The 20,325-nt window shown below is 36.5% G+C and carries 20 protein-coding genes; 13 read left to right on the top strand and 7 right to left on the bottom strand.

The genetic code is table 11. The features are described 5' to 3' along the window. Window positions 1–58: 58 nt before the first annotated feature. Window positions 59–2,170, top strand: a complete 2,112-nt coding sequence (locus ACQKII_RS16270; protein WP_427460961.1) for a DUF2339 domain-containing protein — start codon at window positions 59–61, stop codon at window positions 2,168–2,170. Window positions 2,171–2,442: 272 nt separating this feature from the next. Here ACQKII_RS16270 and ACQKII_RS16275 read toward each other — a convergent pair whose 3' ends face one another. The 6 genes from ACQKII_RS16275 to ACQKII_RS16300 form a co-directional block, all read right to left on the bottom strand. After that, window positions 2,443–3,897: a hypothetical protein gene (locus ACQKII_RS16275; protein WP_427460963.1), complete on the bottom strand. Its 1,455-nt coding sequence runs from the start codon at window positions 3,895–3,897 to the stop codon at window positions 2,443–2,445. Then, complete coding sequence (locus ACQKII_RS16280) at window positions 3,898–4,317, bottom strand: PilW family protein (protein ID WP_427460965.1); 420 nt, start codon at window positions 4,315–4,317, stop codon at window positions 3,898–3,900. 1 nt (window position 4,318) lies between these two features. Then, the gene (locus ACQKII_RS16285; protein WP_427460967.1) at window positions 4,319–4,780 is read right to left on the bottom strand and encodes a type IV pilus modification PilV family protein; all 462 of its coding nucleotides are present in this window, start codon (window positions 4,778–4,780) and stop codon (window positions 4,319–4,321) included. Window positions 4,781–5,593: 813 nt separating this feature from the next. Next, window positions 5,594–7,273 (bottom strand): DUF7305 domain-containing protein, encoded by a 1,680-nt coding sequence (locus tag ACQKII_RS16290; RefSeq protein WP_427460969.1) that lies wholly within the window; start codon window positions 7,271–7,273, stop codon window positions 5,594–5,596. Window positions 7,274–7,294: 21 nt separating this feature from the next. Further along, the gene (locus tag ACQKII_RS16295; protein ID WP_427460971.1) at window positions 7,295–7,864 is read right to left on the bottom strand and encodes a type II secretion system protein; all 570 of its coding nucleotides are present in this window, start codon (window positions 7,862–7,864) and stop codon (window positions 7,295–7,297) included. Then, entirely contained in the window at window positions 7,857–8,276 is a 420-nt protein-coding gene (locus tag ACQKII_RS16300; RefSeq protein WP_427460973.1) for a type IV pilus modification PilV family protein, read from the bottom strand. Before ACQKII_RS16300 ends, ACQKII_RS16295 begins: the two co-directional genes overlap by 8 nt. Before the next feature lie 322 nt (window positions 8,277–8,598). Between ACQKII_RS16300 and ACQKII_RS16305 the strand changes: the two genes are divergently transcribed. The 10 genes from ACQKII_RS16305 (at window position 8,599) to ACQKII_RS16350 (ending at window position 18,387) form a co-directional block, all read left to right on the top strand. Further along, window positions 8,599–9,945 carry a VanW family protein gene (locus tag ACQKII_RS16305; RefSeq protein WP_427460975.1) on the top strand — a complete coding sequence of 449 codons (1,347 nt, stop codon included), beginning with the start codon at window positions 8,599–8,601 and terminating at the stop codon, window positions 9,943–9,945. An 18-nt stretch (window positions 9,946–9,963) separates the two neighbouring features. After that, the gene (locus tag ACQKII_RS16310) at window positions 9,964–11,634 is read left to right on the top strand and encodes a GspE/PulE family protein (RefSeq protein WP_427460977.1); all 1,671 of its coding nucleotides are present in this window, start codon (window positions 9,964–9,966) and stop codon (window positions 11,632–11,634) included. A 15-nt stretch (window positions 11,635–11,649) separates the two neighbouring features. Next, a complete protein-coding gene (locus ACQKII_RS16315) occupies window positions 11,650–12,699 on the top strand; it encodes a type IV pilus twitching motility protein PilT (protein ID WP_427461103.1) in 1,050 nt (349 codons plus the stop codon). Next, window positions 12,696–13,901: a type II secretion system F family protein gene (locus ACQKII_RS16320; RefSeq protein ID WP_427460979.1), complete on the top strand. Its 1,206-nt coding sequence runs from the start codon at window positions 12,696–12,698 to the stop codon at window positions 13,899–13,901. The genes ACQKII_RS16315 and ACQKII_RS16320 overlap by 4 nt, the downstream gene beginning before the upstream one ends. A gap of 105 nt (window positions 13,902–14,006) precedes the next feature. Further along, complete coding sequence (locus tag ACQKII_RS16325; protein ID WP_427460981.1) at window positions 14,007–14,435, top strand: prepilin-type N-terminal cleavage/methylation domain-containing protein; 429 nt, start codon at window positions 14,007–14,009, stop codon at window positions 14,433–14,435. A 102-nt stretch (window positions 14,436–14,537) separates the two neighbouring features. Next, on the top strand, window positions 14,538–15,512 hold the full coding sequence (gene pilM, locus ACQKII_RS16330; RefSeq protein ID WP_427460983.1) for a type IV pilus biogenesis protein PilM: 975 nt from the start codon (window positions 14,538–14,540) through the stop codon (window positions 15,510–15,512). Then, on the top strand, window positions 15,512–16,105 hold the full coding sequence (locus ACQKII_RS16335; protein ID WP_427460985.1) for a PilN domain-containing protein: 594 nt from the start codon (window positions 15,512–15,514) through the stop codon (window positions 16,103–16,105). The genes pilM and ACQKII_RS16335 overlap by 1 nt, the downstream gene beginning before the upstream one ends. Next, on the top strand, window positions 16,102–16,821 hold the full coding sequence (locus ACQKII_RS16340; RefSeq protein WP_427460987.1) for a potassium transporter: 720 nt from the start codon (window positions 16,102–16,104) through the stop codon (window positions 16,819–16,821). Before ACQKII_RS16335 ends, ACQKII_RS16340 begins: the two co-directional genes overlap by 4 nt. 58 nt (window positions 16,822–16,879) lie before the next feature. After that, a complete protein-coding gene (locus ACQKII_RS16345; protein ID WP_427460989.1) occupies window positions 16,880–17,632 on the top strand; it encodes a prepilin peptidase in 753 nt (250 codons plus the stop codon). A 32-nt stretch (window positions 17,633–17,664) separates the two neighbouring features. Further along, complete coding sequence (locus ACQKII_RS16350; protein WP_427460991.1) at window positions 17,665–18,387, top strand: gamma-glutamyl-gamma-aminobutyrate hydrolase family protein; 723 nt, start codon at window positions 17,665–17,667, stop codon at window positions 18,385–18,387. A gap of 45 nt (window positions 18,388–18,432) precedes the next feature. On the opposite strand, the gene lexA is transcribed toward ACQKII_RS16350, so the two are convergent. Further along, on the bottom strand, window positions 18,433–19,050 hold the full coding sequence (gene lexA, locus ACQKII_RS16355; RefSeq protein WP_143997821.1) for a transcriptional repressor LexA: 618 nt from the start codon (window positions 19,048–19,050) through the stop codon (window positions 18,433–18,435). Window positions 19,051–19,213: 163 nt separating this feature from the next. Between lexA and yneA the strand changes: the two genes are divergently transcribed. Beyond that, window positions 19,214–19,528: a cell division suppressor protein YneA gene (gene yneA / locus ACQKII_RS16360; RefSeq protein WP_427460993.1), complete on the top strand. Its 315-nt coding sequence runs from the start codon at window positions 19,214–19,216 to the stop codon at window positions 19,526–19,528. Next, window positions 19,525–20,190 (top strand): YneB family resolvase-like protein, encoded by a 666-nt coding sequence (locus tag ACQKII_RS16365; protein WP_427460995.1) that lies wholly within the window; start codon window positions 19,525–19,527, stop codon window positions 20,188–20,190. Before yneA ends, ACQKII_RS16365 begins: the two co-directional genes overlap by 4 nt. The last annotated feature ends 135 nt before the right edge of the window (window positions 20,191–20,325 follow it).

Here is a 20,325-nt window from a genome sequence, read left to right on the forward strand (position 1 = left end):
CAATAAAGGTGAATGTGTTATAATGTTAGAAAATTGAAATAGCAAGGAGGATGATTGAATGTCGCTAGAAGTGGAGCAGCGGATCACGAAACTAGAAAAAGAAGTAGTGGATTTGCGACAAGAAGTGGATGCATTGAAGCGGTTACAGTCTATTGCACAGACAAGTACGCTGAGTGCCAGAAAGTCCTTAGAGCAAACTTCACCAACACCAACACCAGCACCAACACCAACACCAACACCAACACCAACACAAAAACCTAGACCACTACCAGTTCAAGAAAAAAAAGTGCAACCACAGCGTTCATTAGAGGAGCATATTATGTGGGCGCTCCCAAAAGTATTTATGGTTATTTTAGTGCTCGGAGTACTGTGGGGGTTAAAACTCGTAAGTGATTACGGCTACTTGTCGAACGAGGTAAAAATCATCCTCGCCTATATTTTATCCATCAGCTTAGCAGTTATAGCTTATGTAATGGAGGTTAAAAAGCTTGGGTCATCAGCCCTCATGATTTCCTTATATGGTGGAGCGTTTATCATCGGAATTTTAACCACAGCAGCTGGTGCTATTTTATACGATGTACTCGGTTTAACAATGGCACTGGTCATTGCCATTATTTATATCGGCTACGGCATTGCCATTAGTTATTTAAAGAAAAATGAGGTACTCACATTATTTGTTGCCTTTACCTCATTATTACTGCCATATTTATTAGAATATATGGATTTTAGCCCGGTCATAATATTAAGCTTTGTGATCGTGCTGTTTACAACATTACAATTTGTTATTCTTCAACATAAACAAAAAATTGCTCTGTATGTAGCGACCTTTTTCTCTGTGCTAGCTGTTAGCATTTTAGCGTTTATGAACAGTGACAACCAAGCTGTTTTTGGGGTAGGTATGCTCATTGTACTCGCGATTTATTTCTTGAGTTGGTGCCGTCTATACAATCCTGAATCTACATGGAAACATCTACATGTAGGATTGCTATTTAGCCTTGGGGCTTTTAGTTTATTACTCATGAATTTAATCATTAGATCCATCGACTATAATGAGTTATTACTGCTCGTGTTACTCAGCTTATTTGTAGCTGTAGCGAGTTATGGCTATAAGCAAAAATGGCAGGAGGCATTTGATAGTGCCGTAACACTCGCTTTTATCACCTTATGCAATACGCTACTTGTCATGAACATGCCGGAAAAAGTTGATGACTTACTGCTTCCGTTCATGACATTTGCAGGTGTCATGATCAGCTTGCGACTCCGTGCCAGTATGATGAAGGTCGTTAGTTCACTATTATTCACACTCGCTTTATTTGTAAGCTATACGGTCCATGAGCCGATTCCGTTTTTTAGCATAGCGCATGTAAGCTTGTTACTGCCAGGAATCTATCTCATTATCATTTACCTATATGCGTTGCGATCAAAGGAGACACTGAATGCATTTGAAAAGCTGATGAAGGATATGTATGTAGTCGACTTTTTAGCAGTTATCACGGCGGGTTACTTCCTCGCATATTTCGGAAAACTCGATACGGCCTATTTTGCCGGCGCTAGCAATATTCCACATAGCATGTCTATACTGCTGGCTGTACTATTTGCGGTATCACTTTTAGTGCCAGTGAAGTTGAAGGGACGCGCATTAACACCAGTACTCGGGGCGTTTTTCCTTTTCTTTACACTAATGCTTATGATACTTCCGTACAATATGCATGGTGTTGAATGGATAAACCTAGCGACAAGGCTCATTTATATGGCTGTTATTGTGGCAATTGTTGTGGATTTGCTAATGAAGGGACGCATCTATCAAATATATGAAGAACACATGGCCAAGTTTTTGGACCCGATTGTCAGTGCAGGGGTTGTGCTCGTCATGATCGCGATTTGGGGCTTTGTGTCCCAGCTTGCCTATAACAATCTACTTGATTGGAAGCTAAGTATTGCTTTATCGACGATTACACTGTTCCTAGCAGCAAGTGCCTCACTGTGGCTTAGCTCCATCCATCTTTTACGTATACTACGACTTACTGGCTTTGCGATATTAGCCATCGCTTTTGTCAAACTCATATTCTTCGATTTATCAGCATTAGATTTACTGATAAGAGCCATATTGTTTATCACGATTGGTGGAATTGGGATGTTGTTGTCGGGTAGGTTGTTGCGTGAAAAATGATACTACAAGGTTAGTAGATAAGAATAATATAATGTAGTAATTTCTGTGTAATTTAAGTAAATATAAAAAAATGTTTGAGGTGGGAAATGAAGTGTACTTAAATTTGCTGATGCAACAATAATTTTAAACGTCCACCTGTTGAACATTTTACTTGGTGATATGGAAGCATGTTTTATGTTCCATATCACCAAGTTTATGAAAAAATCCATACATTAATCATATAGAAATGTTTTTTTATTTGTAAGAATTTTTGGTAGTATTTGTATCAAGTATTATTTTTCTATCAGTGTCTCATATTTTATAGGGGCAGATTCGTTGATAGTGATTGAGTCATCTAAACTACTATTTCCTGATATGATTGAGGCATCTCCGTGTAAGTATAAATTATTACATATTATTGATCCCTTGATAGTTGCGCTACCTCCCATTGTTACATTATAGTTTGGAACGATAAAGTCTACGGATTCATTAAAAATTCCACCTGCTAGCGTGATAGTCCCTACACCATTAGAATAAAACTTACCATTAAATGCTCCACCTCCCTGATAGGTGAGGTCAGCCTGTTTAACATACATATTAGCTGTGACAAAAGTATTATTTGAAAAGTTTAATTCTTTATTTCCTGCATAATAGATACTTAAATTATTTGAAGCTCCCTTCTGATTTAAAAATGTATTTCCGAATATTATTTCATCCTCTACAAAGATAGTTAATTTTCCAGAGCCAATCACATTAATATAGCCGTTAAGTTCCAATTTTTTTAAATAGAGAATTTTGTCGGAATTTCCCACATCAATTGTAAAAGTCATACCACCGTTACTTAAAGAAAAGGTAGAGAGCTTTAAATTGTCTGTTAGTTGAAGAGTTGTATCATTGTATTTATCCCAATTCTCTGCTATTAAATTATTATTATTAATTAAGTTAGAATTACTAGGATAATAGGTAGCATTTATAAATTTCTTTGTATCGAAAGCTAATTTTTCGTAATATTTATTAGCAAGTAACGAATCATAATTATTAGGATCATGTATTAAAGGAATTTGTGAACCAGGTGAAATTACATGGTCATAAGTAGCAGAAGCAATTGATCCTATTACGTTATTCTTCATATCGTAATATTCATATTCAATTTTATTTCTTGCATACACAGTATATTTTCCATTTATTGAATTTCCATCAAATGAAGCGCTGTTTAGATCAACAATAATTTTTTGAGAAACTGACCGCGAAGTTTTTGAATTTTCCACTGACCCTGTTGATGTAATCGTATAAAACATTTTAGTATCTTGCTCTTCTTGTAGAATACTAATTTCTGCTAAAGGTTTTTTAGAAAAATGCTCCTCAAAATTGGTATAAGTTTCCTTTTTTGAAGCATCGGAATTTGGTAAACGTTCTTTGAAGATTTCTTGAAAACTTATTTTGATTTGTTTAGAAGGATCTTTTTTTGAATTTTCTATTAGTTCTTTTTTGTATTCTAAAACTGCATCAGAATAAGCTTCTTTAATTTCTTTGGTGAGAGCAGCTTTTCTATCAATTAATCCTGCTTCTGCAATATAAAATAAAGATTGATCAGTTCGTTCATTTGCTGAAGTTTTCAATGTGTTATTAGAAATTGTTAAAAGACTCATACCTAAAACTGATATTAATACTAAGGCGAGTAATACAATTAATAAGGCGTAACCTTGCTCATTTTTTGAGAAAAAATTTCCCGATTTGGATTTAATCATCTAGTGTTCACTCCTTATGACAATTTCGGTATCAACATTTTCTCGAGTATTTTTAATCAGTATTTTGTATTTATTTTCTGTAATAGGTTCAATCTTGAAATCTATAATATGCTGAATCAATTCAACACCGTTTCTAGAAATACTGTTAAGTGAAGTATTAAAAACGTATTCTTCCTCACCAATTTTTATGGTGTTTAGATTGATTTCTGGAGCAGTGCCGGATTTTCGAAGATCCTTAGTAATCACTTTTAGTGCATAGGACATGTCAGACAGTTGTTCATTTTTTTCAGTCTGCGTGTTGTATTGCTCTTTACTATTAAAAAGTATTCCATAGATGAGAACGCTGATAATAGAGGTGATTGTAACTGCTGCTAGAACTTCCATAAGTGTAAGTCCTCTTTGGTCTGGTAGTTTACTCATTTTACAACCCTCCCCACGATACAATTGATTCCATTTGTGATTTTAGTCTATCTTTCTCCTCATCGTAAACTTCTATAATAATGTTTGTTAAATTGCTGTATTCGTAAGGTTTGTGCATTTTAATCTTTAATAAAATGTAAGCTTTTTTGTCAGCAATAGTTTTTTGGAAAATGGTATAGTCAGAATCTTCACCAATGTATGCATAGCCTAAACTGGGTATACTATCTTTTATCTCTTCCCATTTGTTAAGTGTAGATGAAGAACTTTTTTCGTAAACATTTTCCATCTCTTTTTGTGCAAGATACGTATAATTTACAATCGTTTCAGAAGTATTAATTGTCTTTGCAGAGCTTATTAATAATGTAAAAAAGCTTAACAAGATGAAGAAGAGAATAATAATAGAGGCCATGACTTCTATTAGTGAGAATCCAGAAGTACCTAGTTTATACTGCTTTATTTTCAATATAATCACTCTCTTTCTAGAAGTAAGTAGTGCAGCAAGATTCTCTTTACTTTCGTTTTTTTAGCATCTTCAAAACTAATCCCCAATCTACTAGTTTTTTCTATCTATGACAGTTGATTTGATAAGATTATTCCAGGATAATATAGGTAGATGTAACCTGATTATATAGGTTATATAATGAATTGGCAATATAATGGTAATTAAAATAATTACATATTATTGAAATTAATGATTTTTTAGGATCTTCACCAAAAGATGTGGTTAACATTTTTAATTGTTAATAGTAGTTGACTGGAGCGGCGCCAGTGTGACTCCTAGGGGATTAAGCGTCACAGATGAGACCCTGGAGCGAGCAACATAGAGGAACGAAGGCTAAAAGCATCACGTCCTGTGATAACGCCTTCGTGACCAACATCCTATTGCCCCTAGTGGCCATCGGACGCCCCCCTGGAAAGCACACTGGCAGAGCGGAATTCAACCACAAGTTATGGTGAAGAGCCGATTTTTAGGAAGGTGTATTAAAATATAACCATTGTGTTGTAATATGAAATATGAATAAAAAGTATTGGGATTGTATGAGTAATTAGGTATTTGTTTTTATATATATTTGTAAAGATATTGAGGCTATGAAATTATATTTGAAGTTAGGCTCAAAAGTAGCTGTTCTGATCGTTATATTAGCAGTCTAATTTTATTGATTTGTCAGCCCTTGATTTACTAATTAGAGTAATACTGTTTATCACGATTGGCGGAAATAAAAAATGGGTTATTTAGATTGTCATTGTAAACATGACTTTCTAAATAACCCTTATTTCAATTACGATTAATTGTCTCAGGCTCGTTCAATTCAGTAATAAATTCTTCTTCTTCATCCCGTTTGAAGGAAGTGTATTGAGAGATTAAATTTTCATCGTATGTTATTTTTAATCTAGAGCTTTTCTTTGGGGTTTCATTACCATTCACAAGTGCTATTTCTTTTTGGCTTGCAGAATTTTCAAACTTATTATTATTACTAACACCACGAACGGCAGTTAGAATAGTTCTCGTAGCAGAAATACCACCATGTAAATTTATATTAGAACCTACCCCATACATAATCATGTTTTGTTTAGAATAGAAAAAACCTTTAATAACACTTGGTGTATTACTATCAACAGAAATATTACTGATTGAAATATTGCCAGTTGCAAAAATAAAAATTGTACTAGAAGAATCTATTCCGTTTAAAGTACTTTCTTTAATATTCACATCACCGTCTACATATAGGAGTGCATCACTTTGTAAATGGGTATTCACTATATCAAGATTACCATTAATGTAGTAAGTACCAGAGAGTTTAATAGTATTTTTTGCTCCATCAATAACCAAACTAGCTTTATCTAAAATATTTTTATAATTCCATTCTATACACATGTTCAATATATATTTTTTACAGCTGTCTTGTACTTGCTTTTCTCCATGTACAAATATCACATCGTCGCGTTTGAATTTAGATGTTTCGTGATTGGTAGTTTTAATAGATAATCCAGAAGGATAATTTTTTTTATAATTTTTATTTGAATAAAGAGGTGTAATTTTCTCAGCTATTTCGAGGTTATCACCAGGTAAGTCTTTTGTAAGTATTGATAAATTCTTTGTAAGAAACATTGTGTTCTGTATCGTATTTTTAGTAGTCGGACCTGTTGGCATGAGTTTTGTATACCTTGAGCTATCTAAATAGCTAGGACTACCTGCTATATGTGAGTTATAGTTTAAGGTAGTAGGATTCTTAGCGAGATAAATGTTTTTTCCTGATTCTCTCATAATAATCTTTGGTGTAACGCTTTTTGAATCAGGGATTATTCGAGTATAAACACTTTCTTGCCAAATAGCAGTAGTTCCACTAAACCAATGGGCTTTTTCAGAAAATATCAAATGGCCATCTGTTTTAATATCCCCTTGAATTTCCACTCCACCATGCAAATATAAATTTCCACCATCATTTGTTGAAATCGCATACCGTAACTGATCTGGAATCGCATCCGTTCCAACTATTATTTGTGAACGTGTAATATGTTCCCTATTGTTCACTCTCCCAGTGCTTTTAAATGTGACGAGTCGCTTATATCTATCTTTTTCTTCGCTTGACACTAGTTCGACTTTTTCTATGCAGACTGTTGTCTCGTTATTATTTTCTGCAGGGATTTTAATCCCTTGTGTGCAACTTAGCTTTGCAGATGTCAAAGTATTAACGAGAAATCCTTCAAATTCGGTCTTCCCCATTGGATTGTCTTTGATGCCTTTTGCTAGAAAAGATTGAATATCTTTCACTGCATAGTCAATACCTTTATCTGATAAATCCTGTGCTTGTACTATTTCCTCGCGTGTATTGTTTTTGGTAATACCGCTTGATGTTAAGGTTATGAGGCTCCAGCCAAGTACTGCAAAAATAATGATAACTGCAAAAGTCATTAATAATGAATAGCCGTTTTCATTTCTTCGAAAAGTCCCCACATATTTACCCCCTGTCATTTTTTATTTCGAATTTACAATAGGTTGAATCTGATTTTTGAATTCCATTTTTTTTGGGTGGTTATTACCTGAACGTTTTTTAGTAATTTCAAGCTTTAAATCAATTCCGTAAATAGATTCGTTAGAAGGGTCACCACTAATTTCTGAGCCTTCCAAAATTTTTATATTACTGTTTTGTACGCTATATTTCTCACTTTTAAAATAGATGGAGGTGATGTTTTTTTCTGTTTTAAATCCTATAGGTTCTAAAGTCTTTTCACATGCGGTATTAATAATCCATTCATTTTCCTCAGTCTTTTGACATTTGGTAAGATCATTGGTTACTTCTATATATTGATTGTTAATATTACGAACAATCTGATTTTGATTTGTTGAGTAGAGGGTTTTAATAAATTTACTAATGATGAGATCTGCTTCGTCTCTAAGTATAGTTTCTTGTTGAATGTTGTGATTTGTTTCAATCGTTTTCATAAGTATTGAAAATACTAGAGTAGAAACAATTGCTAGAATAACAATCGTTGCAAGTAACTCAACTAAAGTTAAACCATTCTTATTCTTTATGTATTTATTCAATTGAAACATATCCTTCCGAGGAGCCTTTGGTTTTTCCATTTGGAGAAGTAACGGTTACGACAACTTTTATTAGGTTTAATTCCTTCTCGGTAAAATTAGAATTTGCATATTTATTATTATGCTGACTTGGGGTATAAGTAATTGAATATGTTTTTCCATTTAAATCCATTTCGAGCAAGTCTTTGAAGTAATCATTTAAATCATTTGTTGCAATTTTATGATGTGGCTCGGATTTTAGCTTAGCCAATACAGCGTCAGCTAAATTCACTGTAACTAGCTTTTCAGTGTTGATTGCAGCAGTTTTATTAGTAGATATAAAGAGTTGAGCAAAGCTTAATAGAATAATGGATATTAATACAATGGATGCGATCACTTCTATTAAAGAAAAACCTTTTTGTGATTTCATCAGCATAAAAAATTCACCTCGATTTAAATTTTGTACAGATAGAAAAAATTGTTTGGATAAAATTATTCAAAAATAGAGGATGAAAGGTAATTTCAGCCTAATTATATAGGTTTAAAAACATATTGACAATATGGTGATTTGAATTTGATGGCATTATATAACTATGTGAAATGTATAATATTCACAATTTAATCACAATCATTAGGTAAAAAGGTGTGTTCAATTACGTTATTTTTGTAGTATTATAAATATATGAATATAAAGTATTGATTTACTATAGTATAATAGGTGCTTATTTTTGGGTCATAATTGTAAAGGAAGTGAGTCTGTGAAGTTGTATATGAAAGTAGGTTCAATAGTAGTAGGTCTAGTGGTTCTGATGGCAGTCTGGATACCCAATCTAATAGTAGATAGTGCGTTAGCTAAAGGGGGGGACTCTACAATTGGTGGGATTTCAATTAAGAATCTAGAGGATGAAGCTATTGAAACTGCGATTCAGGAGGCTATTGATACCTGGCAAGACACTCCAATCCATGTTGAAGGGGCTGGTCTTACAGTCACGCTGGATCCTACATTGTTTGCCTTTGATGTAGCGAGTTCCATAGCTGAATATCATAGTTTAACGGACAAATCTTGGTATGACTTCTGGAAGCAAAGGAAAACAGTACATATTCCATTACATGTGGTGGTGGATGAGCAAGTGAAGAGGAAACTTGAATCTGTGGGTGCGTGGGAGGTAGAAGCAACACTGAACGAGATAGTTTCGCAAGCTTCCTATTTACAAAAACATGAGATTGAAGCAACAGTAGCCGATACATCTTCAATTGAGGAAGAACGTTTAGCTTTATCTATTGAAGATATTCCTAAAAATGCTTTAGGGGTTGTGGAGCTTGCCAATTCATTTAATGATTTTGTTATCGCTCCCAATGAACCATTTTCATTTTTAGCAACTATAGGAGAAACGTTTGAGCAAGCGAATAGTGAAGGAGTAGATTTTGTTGCTTCTATGATTTATCATATTGTGCTTCAAACTGATTACGAGATTTTAGAACGACACTCTCAAAAAGTAATCCCGGAGTATTTGCAACAAGGTTTAGATGCAGGAGTGAATCGTGCCTTAAATAAGGATTTGCAATTTGTTAATCATTCCGATCAACCAAATAGGTTAAAACTAACTGTAGAAAATAATTCTTTAAAAGTAGAAACGCTGGCTCAAAAAAAAGAAAAAGAGATATCCGTTCGCGTCAGTAAAGATAAAATCATAAAACCTCGTATCATTACTCGCTATTCAAAAGAATTAGCTATTGGTGCAGAAGAGATTGTACAAAAAGGGCAAGAAGGAGTGCGTGTTGAGGTGTACCGTTCGTTTTTAGAAAATGGTAGCACGAGGGAAGAGCTTGTAAGCCGTGATTATTACGCACCTATTAATAAAATTGTCGTGCAATCTTCGAGACAGCCTAAATCAGGAAATGCAACAAACACAACTGACACTGACTTACAGCTTGATTTAGATGGGGATGGATTACCGGATACACAATCTAATAATCCACAAAAACCTGCTAATAAAAATGACGCAACACCACCAAATAGAACTACTTCTTCAACATCAAATGATCCTGAAATTGTTTATGGCTACTATGATAAAGGCGGTAATTTCGTACAAACAAGTCCTTAAAGAAAGGAGTGCATTCAGATGGCAGTAAAGTCAGGACGTAAGCGGTTGGGGGATTTACTTGTTGAATCGGGTGTTATTACAGAAACGCAATTGGAATATGCCCTAACGAGTAAAACCAAGGAAGAAAAATTAGGGGATTTTCTTATTAAAGAAAATATCTTAACAGAGCAACAATTAATCGAAGTACTTGAGTTTCAATTAGGTATTCCACACATTCATTTAAATCAATATTCAATTAGCCCGGATTTACTTCAACTAGTTCCAGCTGAGTTGGCGAAACGTGCGAATATTATTCCAATTCGTCGTGAGAAAAATAAGCTATTCATCGCCATGGCTGATCCTATGGACTATTTTGCAATAGAAGAAGTGCGTATGGCAACCGGCTGTCAAATAGAAACAAGTATTGCAGCAAAAGATGATTTATATCGTACGCTGACAAAATATTATGATTTGCAAGAATCGATGGAAGCTGCGTTGTTAGACATTGGCACGACAAGTGGGGAAACGCAGGTTGAAATTGAACGTGAGGATTCACCGATTGTTCGTCTTGTTAACCAGATTATTGCCAATGGTGTAGCGCAACGTGCGAGTGATATTCACTTCGACCCGCAGGAAACGGATTTACGAGTTCGCTATCGTGTAGATGGTGTTCTTAAAACAGAACGTTCATTGCCTAAACATATGCAAAGTATTGTTTTAGCACGTATAAAAATTATGGGGAGTTTAAATATAACGGAAAATCGTATTCCTCAAGATGGACGTATTAAAACGAATGTCAATTTCAAGCCAGTAGACATTCGACTTTCTACACTGCCGACAGTTTATGGCGAAAAAGTCGTTATGCGAATTTTGGATTTAAGTAATGTTGCCAATTCAATTGACCAGCTTGGCTTTACTGAAGGAAACGAAGCACTTTTTCGTAAAATGATTGCCAATCCTAATGGCATTATGTTGATCACGGGGCCAACTGGTTCAGGTAAATCTTCTACATTGTACGCCGCTTTAAATAACTTAAATGAAGAAGGTGTCAACATTATCACAGTTGAAGACCCTGTAGAATATCAGCTAGATGGCATTAACCAAATTCAAGTGAAAGAAGAAGTTGGTTTAACGTTTGCTGCTGGATTACGCTCCATTTTGCGCCAAGACCCAGATATCGTCATGATTGGGGAAGTTCGGGATTTAGAAACGGCGCAAATTGCTGTACGTGCTTCTTTAACAGGTCACTTAGTGTTAAGTACCTTGCATACGAATAGTGCTGTAGAGTCAATATCACGCTTACAGGATATGGGTATTGAACCTTTCTTATTATCTTCCTCCTTAATAGGAATTATGGCGCAGCGCTTAGTACGCCGAGTTTGTCGTGATTGTGGGGAAACATATACGTTCACAAATCATGAATTAGAAATCATGCATGATAACGGCATTGAAGGAGTAACACATGGTAGACGTGGAAGGGGTTGTCCATCTTGCAACCAGACAGGTTACCGTGGGCGTATGGCTATTCATGAAATTTTACCAATTGATCGCCATATTAAAGATATGATTTTAAGTCGCAGTAGTGAGCGTGTTATTCGCGACTATATGAAACAAGAGGGCTATTACACTTTACTAGTAGATGGCTTGTTAAAAGTAGTTGATGGACAAACAACCACTTCAGAAGTATTGCGTGTGGCAAATGTAGATTAGGATGTGAAGCGTGTGATGACAACACCGAGAAATATTGAAGAACTTTTAATACGTTCATTTGAGGAAAAAGCATCGGACTTACATTTAACAAAAGGCATTCCACCTGTTTATCGTATTCATGGTCAGCTAGAACATTATGGTAGCGAACCACTTACTTCCGAAGAGTTACTGAGTATGGTGAAAGCTATTTTGCCAGAACATAAATATCAAGAATTTCATGACAAAGGTGAAACGGATTTTAACTATTCATTGCCTGGGAAATGTCGTTTCCGTGTGAATGCTTATCATCAACGCAATGAGGTGACAATAGCTGCACGTCTAATCGAAGCAAAAATTCCCTCCATTGAGTCGTTAAATATGCCGCAGGTACTGTATCAGCTAGCCGAAAAACCTCAAGGGCTTATTTTAGTGACAGGTCCAACAGGTTCTGGTAAATCCACAACACTTGCAGCGATGATTGACTATATTAATGAAACAAAAGCAAAGCACATTATCACGCTTGAAGATCCAATTGAGTATTTACATACACATAAAAAATCGGTGATCAATCAACGTGAAGTAGGAGTAGATACACAAAGCTTCGCAAATGGTTTGCGTGCAGCACTACGTCAGGACCCTGACATCATTTTAGTCGGTGAGATGCGTGATTATGAAACGATTTCAACAGCCATAACCGCTGCAGAAACAGGTCACTTAGTTATGGCAACATTACATACAAGTAGTGCTCCCACAACTATCGATCGTATTATAGATGTTTTTCCACCGCACCAGCAAAGTCAAATTCGTGTGCAATTAGCCAATGTCTTAGTTGGCATAATTTCTCAGCGCTTATTTGTACGAAAGGATGCAAAGGGACGGATTGCAGCAACTGAAATATTAGTACAGGCACCATCCATATCTAATTTAATCCGCAATGAAAAAGTTCACCAAATTCCAAGTGTTATGCAGACAAGTCGTGCTTTAGGTATGCATACTTTGGAATCATCCATGCAGCAGTTGATTGCTACGGGAAAAATTTCATTAGAGGATGCAAGGCCCTATATGAATGCGGGTGATTATAGTTGACCGTTTTTCGATATAGTGGACGTACAAAAACAGGTACCCAAAAAAAGGGGATTATTGATGCTGTAAATAAAAATGCAGCACTCGAAAAATTACGAGCGCAAGGCATTAATGCACGGGAGCTTGAAGCGTCAAAAAGTATTTTACATAAAGACTTGAATATCGGTGGCAAAGTGAAACATCAAGATTTCGTTATTTACTGCCGTCAGTATGCCACATTAATTCGTGCTGGCGTTTCGATTGTAGAGGCCACACATATTTTAGGTTCACAAACGAAAAGCAAGGCATTAAAAAAGGCATTAGAACAAGTTGAAGAGGATATACGTGGTGGTACGTCATTTTCGGATGCTGCTGCCAAGCATCCGAAAGTTTTTCCAGTAATGTTTGTCAATATGATGCGTTCCGGTGAAGCAACAGGGAATATTGATGAGACATTAGAACGCTTAGCAGGCACATTTGAAAAGCAATTTAAGATAAAGAAAAAAGTGCAATCTGCATTGACCTATCCTGCTATTTTGTCAGTGTTAACTATTGCTGTTGGTATGTTTTTAATGATTTTCATTGTGCCAACGTTTATGGCAACTTTTGAGGATATGGATTTGGAAATGCCCGTACTAACGGTCATTGTTGTCAGTATTTCAAATTGGTTAATAAAGTATTGGTATCTCGCAACTGCCATTGTCATTTTAGCGATGCTTACCTTTAGATTCTTTTATAAAAATAATAAGTTGTTTTATTACAATGTCAATTATACGCTCCTGCGTATGCCTGTATTTGGTGCTTTAATGCAGAAGAACGTCATTGCACGTATGACAAGAACCCTATCGGCTTTATTTAGTAGCTCTGTGCCAATTTTACAAGCACTAGGGATTGTAGAAAAAGTAGTAGGTAATCCGGTTATTGGCAAGGTAGTTTTAGAGGCCCGAGATAATCTTGAAAAAGGTGGAACATTATCTGAGCCTCTAGAAAAAAGCTGGCTATTCCCGCCATTAGTGACCCAAATGACTTCAATAGGTGAAAAAACAGGTTCCCTCGATTACATGCTAGAAAAGATAGCGGATTTTTATGAGGATGAGGTGGATCGCTCAGTCGATACATTAAAATCGCTGATAGAACCGTTGATGATACTTGTTTTAGCAGCTGTCGTAGGTGTGATAGTAGCGGCTATTTTCCTACCGATGTTTGCATTATACGAAAGTATGTAATCGCTAGATAAATTGAAAGGGGGTGGTATGGAAATCAGAGTATCGCAGTAATGGGTGTACGTGTTTTAGCACTAATTATAATAAAATTTTAAAGGAGGAACACCAATGTTCAAAAAAATCATGAACAAAAAAGTATTAAAAAATCAAAAAGGTTTAACGCTTATCGAGTTACTAGCAGTAATCGTTATCCTAGCAATCGTAGCTGCAATTGCTATTCCTGCGATTGGGAATATTATTGATAATAGTCGCGTCAAGGGAGCGAAAGCTGATGCGGCAAACATACTAAGTGCAGCAAATATATATTTTACAGATAACACTAATGAAACAACTTTTACTGACGAATCTACTAATGTAACAGAATATCTTACTAATAAAGGATCTATTAAAACATTTACGGTAGCAAAGTCAGGTATGACAATTACAGCAGAAGGTGAAGCAGGAGGAAAAGACTTTACTATTTCTGTGGGTAACTTAGATGCATTGAAAGTAGATCAAAAAGATTTAGAAGATGATACATTTAACTGGGGCAATTAACCCTCCCAACTCACTCAGAGGCGTAGCTTAGGCTACGCTTCTGGTTGGGAAATGGATGGTTATAATTCACATTCCACTATTGAAAAGGAGGCATCTTTACGCATGTTTAATAAGAAAAAAAATTCGCATGTGTCGATTGAAATAAAGGATTATGTAGTGCGTGCGATTGTGGCAAAAGGTGCTGATCCGGCAACATGGAAAGGCTATGAACAGCCCTTAGCGCAAGACATTGTTGAGGGTTCCATTATAATGGATGAAATGGCCATGTTTGATATTATGAAAAATAATGTTGCGAAATGGGCAGGCAAGAAGCAAAATGCGCGTATTTTCGTTCCGGATACTTCCGTTTTATTAAAAAGTTTTGAACACCCTCGTGATGTCGAATCTAAAAATCTGAAAGGCTATGTAGAGATGGAACTTGGGCAATCAATTCATTTACCGTTTCAAGAGCCGCTCATTGATGTCTATGACCCAACACCTGAGGATGGGCAGGCCATGTTATTTGCTGCTCCATCAGAAGAAGTGACTAAAACAGTTAGTCTATTATTAGATGCTTCTATAGAACCACAAGTAGCAGATATACGTGCATTGTGTAATATTCGTCTACTCGAGTATCTGCAATTATTACAGAATGATAGAACGTATTTAATAGCAGATTGGTCAATAAATGAATTGTCCATTAGTATTTTTTCGCTTGGACATCTTGAATTTTTGCGATATCAATCATTTGAAACGGATTTGACAAAGTGGCAGCCTGAGGAGATTGAGGAGTTTAATTATTCATTCAATTTAATTGGTGACAACAGCGACTATCAAATGATACTAACTGATCAGGTCCTTGAAATTGATCGTATTATGAATTTCTTTAAATTCTCTTTACATAAAGGTGAAAAGAGTGTAGATAATATCATTATTTTAGGTGATAATCCATTATTGACTATGATTGCAGAGTTGCTAGGTAATAATTTTACTACGCCGATTACAGTGTTAAATGATGCAATGATTGTAAAGTCCTTCCCTCAATTTTCGGAGAAGTTTGCTAGTTTAATTGGGCTTGCATTGAAGGGGGTTCACTAATGGTACCAGAAATTAACCTCTTGCCGAATCTAGAAAAGAAGAAGTCGGCACCAACAGTAGTATATGTATTATTGATTGTACTGATTGGTATCATATTAGGTTATATGATTTTCTCGTATTTCCAAGCGAAGGGTGACCTTACTAAATTAAGTGCACAAGAGGTGGAGCTCGCATCACAGCGTGACCAACTACAGATTGAGCTGGATGTCAAACGTAATACAAACAAGGGATCATTGGAACAATCTGTACAATTCGTAGATAATGTTTCATATCCTGTGTCACCATTAATCGATGAAACACAAGTATTATTGCCCGAGCAGACGTATCTAAGAAACTACGTATTTGGTGAGAAAGATATTGAAATTATTGCTGATTTTGAAACCATGTCAGCTATTTCAAGTTATCTAGATAAACTTACAGTCAGCTCATTTTTTAATGATATTCAGGTTGGTACTATTTCTAATTTTGATCTATCCATCGGGGATCAGGACGAAGAAAATTCAATGGATAAATTTAAGGAAATGCCGCGTTATTCGGTCACTATTACATTAGCAATTGACTATATCTATCTAGCTGGGGGTAGGGAATCATGACAAGTAATAAAAATTCAGCGATTCTTTTGCTAACAGCGTTAGTCGCTGCCATTTTATTTGCTCTTCATTACTATATATTAACGCCAAAGTTGGATCAAGTAGAGGCAAAGCAGAATGCTATTAGCTCGCTGCAACAAGAAGTTGCAACTATTCAGGAGCAAGTAGCAGTGCTTGAATCAGAACAGGTGCCACATGGTACGAGTGTTTTAGCTTTACGTAAAAAAGTGCCTCAAACTCGTGCCATTGAAGAAGTCATTCGACATATTGAAGAAATCGAAGCGGTGACAGGAACAAGGGTAGAATCTGTGGACTTTAATAATTATGATTCACTCGTTATAGACTCGACTATTTCAGATCCTAACTCACCTACTCCAGAGGAGCAAGTAGATACAGAGCAACCAGCAACTGAAACAGGAGAACAGTCAAATACTGAAAAAAGTGAGGAAGCAGAAAACCAATTGCCATCGTCTACGATTGCAAAAGAATCACTACCAGCAGAGTTAAAATTAGTGACCTTTAGTATTGATGTGGCGGCGATAGACGCTAAAGCAATGCTCGAATTTTTAAAAGAAATTGAAAAAATTGAACGCGTCATGAAGATAGATGCATTGGATTTCTCATTAACTGGTGAAGAAGAAAAATTTCAAGAGGATGCAGATTCAACTATTACAGCAACTGTTCAGGTAACAACGTTTTATTATGAAGGACAACAATAATTTGTAGGCGCGCATACTTCAAATGTATGGGCGTCTATTGGTTTAGGAGGCAAGAAAAATGGAAATGGCTTATACAGTGACAGTTTTTATCTTTGGGCTTGTTTTTGGTTCATTTTTTAATGTTGTGGGTCTACGTGTGCCTGTGAAAGAGTCGATTGTCAGTCCACCTTCGCACTGTACGAACTGCAACAGGCAACTAACGGCACTGGATTTAGTGCCGGTGCTGTCCTATGTCTGTTTAGGTGGCAAATGTCGTAGCTGTGGGCAAAAAATCTCATGGATTTATCCGCTCATGGAGCTTATCACGGGACTATTATTTGCATTTGCGTATGGGCGATTAGGTTTTAGCGTAGAATTTATTGTTGCGATTTTATTTATATCATTATTAGTGATACTTGTCGTTTCTGACCTGGCGTATATGCTTATACCTGATAAAGTACTGATTTTCTTTTTGCCATTGTTGATTATAGGGCGTGTGGTGTCGCCATTGACACCGTGGTGGGATAGTATTGTAGGTGCTGTAGTTGGTTTTGGCATATTATATTTGATCGCTGTGCTGTCACGTGGTGGCATGGGCGGTGGGGATATAAAATTATTCTTTTTAATTGGTCTTGTACTTGGCACGTTGGAGACACTGTTAACATTGTTTTTAGCTGCGACAATGGGCATGATAGTTGGCATCGTGGTGCTCCGACTGCGTCAGCAGGGGAGGAAAACGCCTATACCGTTTGGCCCATCGATTGCGCTTGCCGCCGTAGTTGTTTATTTTTTTGGAGATGCCATCATAGATTGGTATGTAGGATTTTGGTAGACGAAAAACCTTTTAGCTAGGGAGGCGATCGTGTGAAACCTGTTATAGGGATAACGGCATTTGCGGAGGATGATTTATCATCAAGATTAAATGTAGCGTATTGTAAAAGTATAATTGAAGCGGGGGGTATTCCACTGATTATCCCACTTGAGGTAGATAAGGATGTGGCGCAGATTTTATCGTTGACAGATGGCTTATTACTATCTGGTGGTTATGACGTGCATCCATTTCACTTTGGCGCAGAGCCATCTACAGGATTAGGACAGATTCAACCAGAAAGGGATACACTAGAACTCGCATTGATTAATGCGGCTTTAATAAGACAAATGCCGATCTTTGGCATTTGCCGAGGTATTCAAATGTTGAATATTGCTCTTGGCGGCACGCTCTATCAGGATATGGAAAGTGAATATCATAGTAGTAAGCTGTTAAAGCATATGCAGCAAGCAGCTCGAGGTGTTGCCACACACAATGTCAATATCGTTTCGGATAATTTATTAAAAACCATTGTGGAAGAAGATCGAATTGCGGTGAATTCAATGCATCACCAAGCGATTAATGTATTAGCGGAAAAATTAAATGTGGTAGCAAAATCGAGTGATGGTATTGTCGAAGCGGTAGTACATGACACTTTGCCGTTTTGTCTCGCAGTGCAGTGGCATCCTGAAGAACAGGCAATCGTAGGGGATGAGACAGCGAAGAAGCTGTTCACCGCTTTTATCAAAGCGAGTTTGAAATACAAAAGAGAAGCATAGTTGTATGCTTCTCTTTTTTGATGAATCCATATTGTGAATCTATTATTAATGAACTCGGCGGTATAAGCCTACAACTTGTCCTAAAATCGTTACTTGGTCAACAATAATTGGCTCCATTGTCGCATTTTCTGGTTGTAATCGGAAATGTGTTTTTTCCTTGAAGAAACGTTTAACGGTTGCTTCGTCCTCTTCTGTCATGGCAACGACAATATCACCATTATCGGCAGTAGACTTTTGTTTTACGATTACTAAATCCCCGTCAAAAATGCCTGCTTCAATCATTGATTCCCCCATGATTTCTAACATAAATAGCTGATCTTCGCTTGTGCCATAAGTATCTGGTAAAGGGAAATATTCATCGATATTTTCAATTGCCGTAATTGGTGATCCAGCTGTTACTTTCCCTACAAGTGGTACATGAATGACGCTTTGTTTTTGAATGGAATCCTCGGGCTCTAAAATTTCAATGGCACGAGGTTTTGTTGGATCTCGACGGATGAAGCCTTTTTGCTCTAAACGAGCTAAATGTCCATGAACTGTTGAGCTAGAAGCAAGTCCAACCGCTTCACCGATTTCTCGTACAGATGGTGGATAACCTTTTGCGCGCACTTCTTCTTTGATAAATGCTAATATGTCCTCTTGTCTTTTAGAAACTTTTTTCATGATTGCTCACCTCTTTTTATCTTTTGTTCTTCTTACTAGATAGTATAGCAGAATGCGAACACTTATGCAAACATAGGTTCGAAAAGTGTTTGACAAAAACGTTTGTTCGTTTTAAAATCAGAACATACATTCCGAACAAACATTCTAAAAAGGGGTTATAATCATGAGCTGGATAAAGAAAAATACACATATTTCAATTTTAATCGGGGCTTGTTTACTATTTGCGGGGTACCTTTTTGTAACAGACCCTGGAGATATTACATATACAGAAATTCCTATAGAACATGGCGATAGCTTATGGTCGTTAGCAGAACAATACCGTGGTAAAATGGGAACAGATGACTGGATAAAGCTTGTAAAAGTAGAAAATGAATTAAAGAACGTCAATATCGTAGCAGGCAAATCATTGGTCATACCAGTAGTGGGGGAGAACGCCAGGCCCACAAATTCAATTGAAATTGCGAGAAATGAAAAATGATGAATAATCACCAATCGGCTGTTGTTTATTGCCGCGTAAGTACAGAAAAAGAGACGCAAAGTTCCTCTCTTGAGCGCCAAGAGGAAGAATTAGTGCACTATGCTCATCAGCAAGGCTATGATGTTAAGGGTGTTTTTACGGATAAACATAGCGGCTATGATGTTGAGCGAGAGGGACTGCTTGAAATGCTAGATTTCATAAAAGAACAAGAGATTCAAGCATTATTTGTTCAGGATGAGACACGTTTAGGACGTGGTAATGCACGAATGGCGGTGCTGCATTTGTTGCAAAAAACAGAAACAGACGTTTTTTCCATGCGTGATGCAGGGCCTGTTCAGCTGAATGAGATGGACACGATGCTCCTTGAAATTTTAGCGATTGTCGAGGAGTACCAGCGTAAAATTCATAATGCGAAGATTCGCAGAGGCATGCGTCGTGCAGTAGAAAATGGCTATCGGCCCGAAGAAAATCTGTCCAATCGTGGGAATCCTAATGGGCAGGAACGCAAAGAAGTACCTGTAGAAGAAATCGTGCTACTTCGTAATCGTGGCTTCACCTTTGAGGAAATTGCCGTGTCACTAAGAGGACTTGGTTTTGACATTAGTAAGGCGACGGTACATCGAAGATATAAGGAGCATCAAGAAAGATTAGCGGGCAAATAATTTGCACCGCTAATCTTTTTTGTTTTACAAGGAAGGTATTATGTCCATTCTTCCGCTAAAACAGCGTAATAATATTCATCCCACCACTCATCGAGGAGGTGGACTATTTCCAATAGAGCGTTTGAAATAATTTAA

Origin of the sequence: Lysinibacillus sp. NPDC048646 (assembly GCF_050272295.1) — a bacterium.
Taxonomy (GTDB): Bacteria; Bacillota; Bacilli; order Bacillales_A; family Planococcaceae; genus Lysinibacillus.